This is a genomic window from Alcanivorax sp. HI0083 (genome assembly GCF_001635175.1).
Window position 1 is genome coordinate 1 of record NZ_LWFX01000671.1, and the last position, 9,042, is coordinate 9,042.

A 9,042-nucleotide genomic window follows, 5' to 3' on the forward strand; every position below is an offset into this window, starting at 1 on the left:
TAATAATCAGGGCGAAATGGTGCCGTTCTCCACGTTCGCCACCGGCCACTGGACCTATGGCTCGCCCAAGCTGGAACGTTACAACGGCGTCTCCTCGGTGAACATCCAGGGCAACGCGGCACCCGGCTACAGTACCGGTGACGCCATGGATGCCATGGAAGAACTGTCTGCCAAGCTGCCCGCCGGCTTCGGTTTCGAATGGACCGGCATGTCTTATCAGGAGCGCCAGTCCGGTGACCAGGCCCCGGCCTTGTACATCATCTCCCTGCTGGTGGTGTTCCTCTGCCTGGCCGCCCTGTACGAAAGCTGGTCGATCCCCTTCGCGGTAATGCTGGTAGTGCCACTGGGTATCCTGGGTGCAGTACTGGCTGCCACCTTCCGTGACCTTAACAACGACGTCTTCTTCCAGGTGGGGCTGTTGACCACCATCGGGCTCTCGGCGAAAAACGCCATTCTGATTGCGGAATTTGCGCTGGAGCTGGAACAGAAAGGCGAGCACTTGCTCAAGGCCACACTGGAAGCCGTGCGCATGCGGCTACGCCCGATCTTGATGACCTCACTGGCCTTCATGCTCGGCGTGACCCCGCTGATGATCAGTACCGGCGCCGGTGCCGGTGCCCGTAACGCCATTGGCACCGGGGTATTCGGTGGCATGCTCACCGCCACCGTCCTCGCCATCTTCTTCATCCCGCTGTTCTATGTGGCGGTGCGCAAATTGTCCGGCGTGCCCCTGGACGGCAAGAAGAAAGCCAAAGAGTAAGTCCAAGCGGAGAACCCTCATGACCCGTAACCCACTGACGCTCGCCCTTCTGGGCGGGCTGATGCTGGGTGGCTGCACCCTGGCCCCCAGCTACGAACAACCGGCATCACCGGTCCCGGCCCAGCTGGGCGAAACCACCACTGACGGCGCCGCCGCATTGACACTGCCGGGCTGGTCCACGCTGTACCAAAGCGCCGAGCTACAACAACTCATCCAGAGCGCACTGGATAACAACCGGGATTTGCGCCTGGCCGTTCTGGATGTGGCCGCCCTGCGCGCCCAGTACCAGATCCAGCGCGCCGACCTGTACCCGAACCTGTCCGTGGATGGCAGTGGCACTCGCCAGCGCCTGCCCGGCGACCTGTCGTCCACCGGCAGCTCCACCCTTTCTGATCAATACGGTGTTCAGGTTGGCGTCACCGCCTGGGAACTGGACTTGTTCGGACGCGTACGCAGCCTCAAAGATGCCTCTCTGGAGACTTACCTGGCCAGCGAAGAAGCCCGGCGCAGCACCCAGCTGGCACTGGTGGCCCAGGTGGCGCAAAGCTACCTGACCCTGGTCAGCGACCGTCAGAATCTGGCCATCAGCCGTGAAACGGTCGCCGCGCAAGAGAATTCGCTGGCACTGATCCAGCGGCGCTTCGAAAGCGGGCTGGGCACAGAACTGGATGTACGACAGGCACAGATTGCCCTGCAAGGCGCCCGCGCCAACCAGGCCAGCTTTGAGCGCCAGGTCAGCCAGGATCACAACGCCCTGGCCGTATTGGTTGGCGGCCCCCTGCCCGCACTGGAGTCGGTGAACCTGAACAGCGACACGCTCTCCCTGGTGGCGCCGGTCCCGGAAGGGCTATCGTCCAGCCTCCTGACCCAGCGACCGGACGTGCAGCAGGCCGAGCATCAGCTACGTGCCGCCAACGCCAGCATCGGTGCCGCGCGAGCCGCCTTCTTCCCGAGTATTCAGCTCACCGGCGCCTATGGCAGCATGAGCAGCGAACTGTCTGGCCTGTTCGACAGCGGCTCCAAAGCCTGGTCGTTCAGCCCCAGTATTTCCCTGCCAATTTTCTCCGGTGGCCGCAACAAGGCCAATCTGGACCTGGCTGAAGTGCGCCAGGATCAGGCCGTGGCCACCTATGAAAAAGCCATTCAGACCGCCTTCCAGGAAGTGGCCAACGCCCTGCAGGCCCGCGATACCCTGGCCCGCCAGCAGCAGGCCCAACAGGCACTGGTCACCGCCACCGAGCAGTCCCTGACGCTCTCGCAGCAACGCTACGAGCAAGGCGCAGATGACTACCTTGCGGTGCTGGACGCCCAGCGCACCCTGCTCTCCGCCCGCCAGCAACTGGTGACGCTGAAGCTGCAGCAGCTGACCAATGAAACAGAACTGTATCGCGCACTGGGCGGCGGCTGGGAGGCACAACAGCCCACCCACGTGGCCAGCCGTTAGCGTGTTTTGAAAAATACAGACAAAGGTCGGGTTACGCCGCTACGCGGCTAATCCGACCTACGAAACAAAAGGGATAACACGGAAGGAAAACTACTCGCTGCGCAAACGGAAGGTTGCTTCGCCGAGGGCCAACAGCGTGTCCTTTTCATCGAACACTTCCATGGTGCTGTTGTAGATCCGGGTGCCACCGGCACGGCGGGTACCCACCGCGCGAACCAGACCTTTACTGGCCTGCCCGGTGAAGGTGGTGGTCATGGATAGGGTAACCGCCTTGCGAATGTGCATGGGGTCCGGGCTCCAGGTGCCGGCACAGGCCCCGGCCACATCCATCAGGGTCGCCAACACTCCACCATGAATGACACCGCCCAGATTCAAATGCCGGGTTTCGATCTGCAACCCCAGCACTGCCCTGCCCTCTTCCCATTCCAGGAAATGAAACCCCACCAGGGAGGGAAAACCCATATCAAAACGGGTATTGGCATCAGCCAGGGAAAACCCTTTGGAGGGCGGAACTGCACTCATACTCTCGCACTCATTGTTTGTTTTACCTGTGGCCCGGTACCACTGGTCCAGCGGTTCAGGCGCGGCCCTGTACCATCTGCGCGACCTGCCCGACCACGTCTTTCAGCCGTGGGCCCAGATTCTCCAGCAGCGTTCTGCGGCTTAACCGCAACGATGAGCCCCCGCAGTTGAACGGCACCACCTGGGCGCCACCGTCCAGAATCAACGGCACCGCTACACCACTCACATCGCGGTTCCATTCTCCGTCAGAGGTACAGAAGCCGTATTGTTCATATTCGTCATAGGCACTCTGCAGGCTGCGCTCCAGCGCCGGCCAGGCCGCCGGGTCCTGCTGGCGAATCTGCTCGTAGTACATTTCCCGCTCCACTTCCGGCGTGGCCGCCAGGAACGCCCGGCCCAATGCCGAGGTGGCCATGGGCACCCGCGAACCGATATCCAGCCGCAGCACCAGAGGGCCATTGCCCTGACAAACCTGGATATACGTAACCTGAGCGCCATCCGGCGCGCCAATGGCAACCATGCAATCGGTGGAATCCGCCAGCTCCTGCATGTAAGGCCGCGCCAGATCCCGCACCCCTTCGCTGGCCAGATAGCGGTAGCCCAAGTCCAGCACGCCCGGCCCCAGCCGGTATTTTTCCAGCTGGGGCACATAACGCAGGTAGCCCAGCTGTGTCAGTGTCGCGGTCATTCGCGATACGGTGGGGCGAGGAATGCTGGTCCGCTTGGCCAGCTCCGCATTGCCCAGGTATTCATCCGAAGGCCCAAAGCAACGAAGAATATCCAGCCCCCTGGCCAGGGCCGTGACGAAATTACGGTCTTTATCATTGGCGCCGAGATCGGCAACAGCTCTACGCATTCTTCTCGTTCCTGTATCAGGCTTCGGGTTGGCTGAAACCGGTTGTTCCGGCTAACCGGACATCGATTCCATTTATAGTTATGTATTAGGCTCGCAAATATAACAAAAAGCGTTTCGCCTGCCCAAGACACCGCTTGCCCGCGGCTCAAACCGGCCATGGCCCGACGTCCCTCTCTCAAGCACAATGGGGGCGCGGGCACGGCAGGAACATTCACCATGTCACGCTTCAGCCATGGCGGTCAATATTTTAAAATTACGTTTCATTATTGTAATGTTGACCCACCACACACAATGGAAGACCGATAAAAGGACGATTCCATGGATACGCTGCAGCAGTTCTACATCAACGGCAGCTGGGTTTCTCCCGCGCCGGGAGCCACCACCCACGCCGTTATCAACCCCGCCAATGAAGAACAGATTGCCACCTTACCGCTGGCACAGGCTGCCGACATTGATGCGGCAATCGACGCCGCCCACCAGGCCTTCCCCACCTGGTCCGCTCTGTCACTGGAAGAGCGACTGGGCTATATGGAAAAAATGCTCGAAGCCTATCAGGCCCACCTGCCGGAAATGGCTGAGGCCATCAGCCAGGAGATGGGGGCCCCCATCTCCCTGGCCAGCAAGGTGCAGGCCCCCATGGGCCTTGCCCATTTGAAAACCGCGCTGGGCATCGCCCGGGAGTTCCCGTTTGAAGAAACCGCGGGCCAATCACTGATCCGCCGGGAAGCTGCCGGTGTCTGCGCCCTGATCACGCCCTGGAACTGGCCCATGAACCAGGTCATGTGCAAAGTCGCCCCCGCCATGGCCGCCGGTTGCACCATGGTGCTCAAGCCCAGTGAATTTGCCCCTCTGTCCGCCAACCTGCTGACCCGGATTATCGACGAAGCCGGCGTACCCGCCGGGGTCTTCAATATGGTGTATGGCGATGGCGCAGCCGTAGGGCCCTTGCTGTCCAGCGACCCACGCATTGATGTGGTGTCTCTCACCGGCTCCACCCGCGCCGGGGAATCGGTGAGCCGGGAAGCGGCCAGCACCATTAAGCGCGTGTCGCTGGAACTGGGAGGCAAGTCCGCCAATATCCTGCTGCCAGGCTGCGATCTGGAGCAGGCTGTTACCCACGGGGTGCGCTCCATGATGACCAACACCGGACAGAGCTGTAATGCTCCGTCACGGATGCTGGTGCCGGCGGATCAACTGGCCGAGGCCGAACAGATCGCTACCCAGGTTTGCGACAGCGTGGTGGTCGGAGACCCCACTGATAACGCTACTGTCATGGGCCCCATCGCCAATGGCCGCCAATACCAGCGCGTGCAGGCCATGATTGAGAAAGGCCAGCAAGAAGGCGCCAAACTGGTTGCCGGCGGAACCGGCAAACCCGACGGAATCACCAAAGGTTACTTCGCTCGCCCCACGGTATTCAGTGAAGTGAACAATCAGATGACCATCGCACGGGAAGAAATTTTCGGTCCGGTGCTGGTGATGATTCCCTACGACACCGTGGACAATGCCGTCGCCATTGCCAACGACTCCGAGTATGGCTTGTCCGGCTATGTGTTCGGGGATGATGCTCAGGCCCGCCAGGTGGCCGCACGCCTGCGTACCGGCAACGTCCATATCAATGGCGCCGGCCCGGATGTACAGGCCGCTTTTGGTGGCTACAAGCAGTCCGGGATTGGCCGGGAATGGGGCCGATTCGGCTTTGAAGAATTTCTGGAAACCAAATCCCTGTTCCTGCCCGGCTAACGACCTCACCCTTGGCGGGGCGACACAAAATGCCTTGTTTTGTGTACTGACAATAGCGCCCCGCCCGGGGCGCTAAATTGCCATTTACCTGATCTGCTGTAACCCCGACTATCGTTACATCACTCAATGTCACAGTGTGACATTCAGCGGCGCCCCTGCCGTCAGAGATCAGGAGGACACCATGACAACAACAGCATCCACCACCATTGAGTCCGGCCAGGCAAAGGCCCAGAAAGTCCCGTTGGGCGCCACCGTCAATATTCCGCCCCGTCGTCTCGACTTCCAGTTCGATGACAAGACCACGGCGCGTTACTTCTATGACAACGACCCTTTCCTGAGCGCATTCTGGTTGAGCCTGTCGGCCCTGTTCCCGGAAGGCGAAGCCTTTTTCGTGGACTCCGTGCGTCATTACCGTAAAGAAATTACCGACGGCACACTGAAAGCCCAGGTGGCTGGCTTTATTGGCCAGGAAGCCATGCACAGCAAAGAACATGAAGCCTGGAACGAAATGGGCGTGAAATTCGGCTACCCCACCGACAAGCTGGACAAGTCACTGGGTAAATTGCTGGGCCTAGTGCAAAAACGCACCCCGAAAATCTTCCAGCTGGCCGCCACTGTATGCCTGGAACACTACACCGCCATCATCGCCGAACAGTTGCTGCGCGAGGATGAGCATCAGGAAAAAATCCTTGATGAAGCCACCGCAAAACTGTGGCTGTGGCACGCACTGGAAGAAAACGANCACAAGACCGTCGCCTATGATGTCTATGAAAAGGTCAGCGGCAGCTACGCCATTCGTGCAGGCACCATGATCCCCACCACCGTCATTTTCTTTGCCGTTCTGGCAGCATTCCAGGCGCGCATGCTGGCTTCCGACGGCCGCCTGTTCAGTCTGAAAAACAACTGGCAAGGCATGAAATTCCTGTTTGGCCGCAAGGGGTTGTTCACCAAACTGGCGCCCCAGTATCTGGATTTCTTCAAGCGGGATTTCCACCCATCCCAGCACGACACCGATGCCCTGCTGGACCAATGGCGCGAGAAACTTTTCGGCACCGATGGCATGCTCACCGAGCAACATGCCCAGGCCAGCCAGCGAAAGGGCAAAAAAACTCACTGAGTTTCTTTCCCTTCCATAAAAAAGGCTGCTTCTCGCAGCCTTTTTTATGGGCGTCCGTTACGGATAACAATAGCGAAACTGCGACTTACGGGGAACATGACTACTACTTTCGCACTGTATCTATTGAGGAGAAGCGCCGAAGCCAATAGCGTAAACCTCACACCAACAACAAAGCCGTAAATGCCATGCTCTCATTGAAGAGAATCGCCTTTGGACTTGCGACAATCAACATTCCCTTAACCGCCCTGGCCGAGCCCTCTGAGCTGGATGTCATAAAGGTTGATGGCACGCGGATGGAGCGCAGCCTTCTTGATACTCCTGCCGCCGTTAGCGTCGTGAATGCAGATTCCGCCCAGCAGGGCCAAAAGAACATTCAGCTTGATGAAAGCCTCGCCCGAGTGCCTGGGCTTTACCTGCAAAACCGCTATAACTTCGCTCAAAACCAACGTATTTCCATCCGGGGCTTTGGCGCGCGCGCGCCCTTTGGGGTCCGCGGGTTACGAGTCCGGGTAGATGGGTTTCCCGAAACACTACCGGATGGACAATCACAGGTAGACAATATCGACTTGGACTCCATGTACCAGGCAACAGTATTACGTGGGCCAGCCTCCGTTCTCTATGGCAATGCCACCGGTGGCGTAATCGATATTGAAACTCTTTCCGGGCGGAACATAACCGGAAATGGTGAGCTGAGTTTGTCGAGTGGCGCAGATGGCTTCCGCAAAGCCCACTTGAAGAGCGGTGGCCAGAAAGACAATGCTCATTATTATCTTGGCCTCAGCGGTCTCAACTACGCCGGCTACCGTGATCAAAGCGCGGTGGAGAAATACCAACTTAACAGCCGGATTGGTTGGGAACTCGGCAACCATCAGGAAATAGACCTGTTCCTGACGGCATTAGATACTCCTTATGCCCAGGACCCTGGTGGACTAACCCGCTCCCAGGCTCACTCAGACAGAAAGCAGGCCACAATGCTTGCCGATCGACTGGATGCAGGTCAGGAAGTTGATCAACAACGCCTTGGCTTCCGTTATCGCAATACCTCCTTGGCAGGAGGCGTATTACAGACACGGGCATTCATTAGCCAACGCGACTTCACCCAACAACTCCCATTTCCCGGTAGCAGCCTGATTGATTACCAGCGTACCTTCTACGGCGCAGGTGTAGAGTACAGCCATAATATGAACCTCTTCGGCCTGCCACACCGTTACCTGGTCGGCGTTGACGTAGACCGCCAACAGGACGACCGAGGACGCCGGGGAGTGACTTTCAACGGAGTGATTACCGGGCGCACCGCCAATGAAGACCAGATCGCCACCAGCAGTGGCATCTTTGTACAAACTGATACCTTTCTGACCGACAATCTCACCCTTTCTTTAGGAGCAAGAGCCGACCGAATCCAGTTTAAGGTGGAGGATGATTTCCTGAGTGATGGTGACGACAGCGGCGAACAGCAGTTTAATGAAGGCAGTTTTAGTGTCGGCGTTGCCTGGCATGTCCTTCCTGCTCATACACTCTATACCTCTGTCAGTTCAGCCTTTGAAACCCCCACTTTCACTGAGCTGGCAAATCCGTCCGGTGCAGGCGGGTTCAATCCAGACCTTGAACCACAAAAGGCATTAAATCAGGAGCTTGGCATCCGCGGTACCATTAGCAACGATCTACTCTATGATCTCACACTATTTAGCGTAGCCGTCAAAGACGAGATAACCCCTTATGAACTGGGCGGCCGAACCTACTACGAAAATGCAGCCCGCACACGCCGTGAAGGCCTTGAGCTGTCGTTAGAGCATTTCACCACAGAAACACTGACCACAACGGTCGCATGGACATGGGCACAATACCGCTTCGATCGATTCTTCGATGAGCAACAAGGTGTCGATGTAAGCGATAACCACATGCCAGGCTTGCCACAGCATATCGTTTTTGCCGAAGCCGCCTGGCGTCCTCAAAACGGCTTTTTTGTTATTGGCGATGTTCGTTTTGCCAGTGAAGTTTATGCGGAGAACACCAACCAAACTCGTATAGGAAGCCATGCAGTGGTTAATGCGCGGTTCGGAAAACGCTGGCATTTTAATCGTCAGGAGCTGGAGTTACACGCCGGCATCAACAATCTTTTCGACCGTGACTACTACAGCAACATTCGAATCAATGCCAATAGCGACAGGCCAGACCCCGCTGACCGCGGCTATTTCGAAACAGCGCCTGGTCGAACCTTGTATGCTGGAGTAACTTTAGGGTGGTAAGTATGAAATATTGGTTAGTGGCACTACTGATATACTCTCTTCCCCTTCAGGCCCTCCAGCTGGGTGATGCAGCACCAGATTTTGAGGCTGAAACCACTATGGGGGCCGTGCACCTCGATCACTGGAGGAAAGACCACTGGGTCGTCTTGTTTTCTCATCCGGCCAGCTTCACTCCTGTATGCACTACCGAGCTCGCTGCAGTGGAACGTTTACAAGGTGCCTTTGAAAAACGAAACGTACGCCCACTCGCTTTGGCAGTGAGTCCGCTGGGTGACCTGAAAAAATGGCTTGATGACATTGAAGAAAGCCAGGGTGTCCGACCATCCTTTCCTGTAATATCGGATCAGTCGCGAA

The 9,042-nt window shown here is 57.8% G+C and carries 8 protein-coding genes; 6 read left to right on the forward strand and 2 right to left on the reverse strand.

Features of this window, described 5'->3' with window-relative positions:
* Together A3754_RS06670 and A3754_RS06675 are read left to right on the forward strand one after the other, a co-directional pair.
* Positions 1-760: efflux RND transporter permease subunit (locus A3754_RS06670; protein ID WP_197468525.1), on the forward strand; the 760-nt coding region annotated here is incomplete at its 5' end.
* 19 nt (positions 761-779) lie between these two features.
* Positions 780-2,204 carry an efflux transporter outer membrane subunit gene (locus tag A3754_RS06675; protein WP_063519147.1) on the forward strand — a complete coding sequence of 475 codons (1,425 nt, stop codon included), beginning with the start codon at positions 780-782 and terminating at the stop codon, positions 2,202-2,204.
* 90 nt (positions 2,205-2,294) lie between these two features.
* Here the strand turns inward: A3754_RS06675 and A3754_RS06680 are convergent, their stop codons facing one another.
* A complete protein-coding gene (locus A3754_RS06680) occupies positions 2,295-2,726 on the reverse strand; it encodes a PaaI family thioesterase (RefSeq protein ID WP_197468361.1) in 432 nt (143 codons plus the stop codon).
* 55 nt (positions 2,727-2,781) lie between these two features.
* Complete coding sequence (locus A3754_RS06685) at positions 2,782-3,582, reverse strand: IclR family transcriptional regulator (protein ID WP_007148720.1); 801 nt, start codon at positions 3,580-3,582, stop codon at positions 2,782-2,784.
* Between the two features lie 318 nt (positions 3,583-3,900).
* Here A3754_RS06685 and A3754_RS06690 point away from each other — a divergent pair, with 318 nt between their 5' ends.
* From A3754_RS06690 to A3754_RS26010, 4 genes are all read left to right on the forward strand, one after another.
* Positions 3,901-5,325, forward strand: a complete 1,425-nt coding sequence (locus tag A3754_RS06690) for an aldehyde dehydrogenase family protein (RefSeq protein WP_063519148.1) — start codon at positions 3,901-3,903, stop codon at positions 5,323-5,325.
* A gap of 181 nt (positions 5,326-5,506) precedes the next feature.
* Positions 5,507-6,442, forward strand: coding sequence for a metal-dependent hydrolase (locus A3754_RS06695; RefSeq protein ID WP_063519149.1), 936 nt, complete (start codon positions 5,507-5,509; stop codon positions 6,440-6,442).
* A 185-nt stretch (positions 6,443-6,627) separates the two neighbouring features.
* The gene (locus A3754_RS06700) at positions 6,628-8,688 is read left to right on the forward strand and encodes a TonB-dependent receptor (protein ID WP_063519150.1); all 2,061 of its coding nucleotides are present in this window, start codon (positions 6,628-6,630) and stop codon (positions 8,686-8,688) included.
* A gap of 2 nt (positions 8,689-8,690) precedes the next feature.
* The coding region (locus tag A3754_RS26010) for a redoxin domain-containing protein (protein WP_156496860.1) at positions 8,691-9,042 on the forward strand (352 nt) is incomplete at its 3' end.

Excerpts from the sequence above, each read along its gene's own strand:
- A3754_RS06680 (WP_197468361.1), bottom strand. The coding sequence starts at position 2,726 with ATGAGTGCAGTTCCGCCCTCCAAAGGGTTTTCCCTGGCTGATGCCAAT.
- A3754_RS06700 (WP_063519150.1), top strand. The coding sequence starts at position 6,628 with ATGCTCTCATTGAAGAGAATCGCCTTTGGACTTGCGACAATCAACATT.
- A3754_RS06690 (WP_063519148.1), top strand. The coding sequence starts at position 3,901 with ATGGATACGCTGCAGCAGTTCTACATCAACGGCAGCTGGGTTTCTCCC.
- A3754_RS06675 (WP_063519147.1), top strand. The coding sequence starts at position 780 with ATGACCCGTAACCCACTGACGCTCGCCCTTCTGGGCGGGCTGATGCTG.
- A3754_RS06685 (WP_007148720.1), bottom strand. The coding sequence starts at position 3,582 with ATGCGTAGAGCTGTTGCCGATCTCGGCGCCAATGATAAAGACCGTAAT.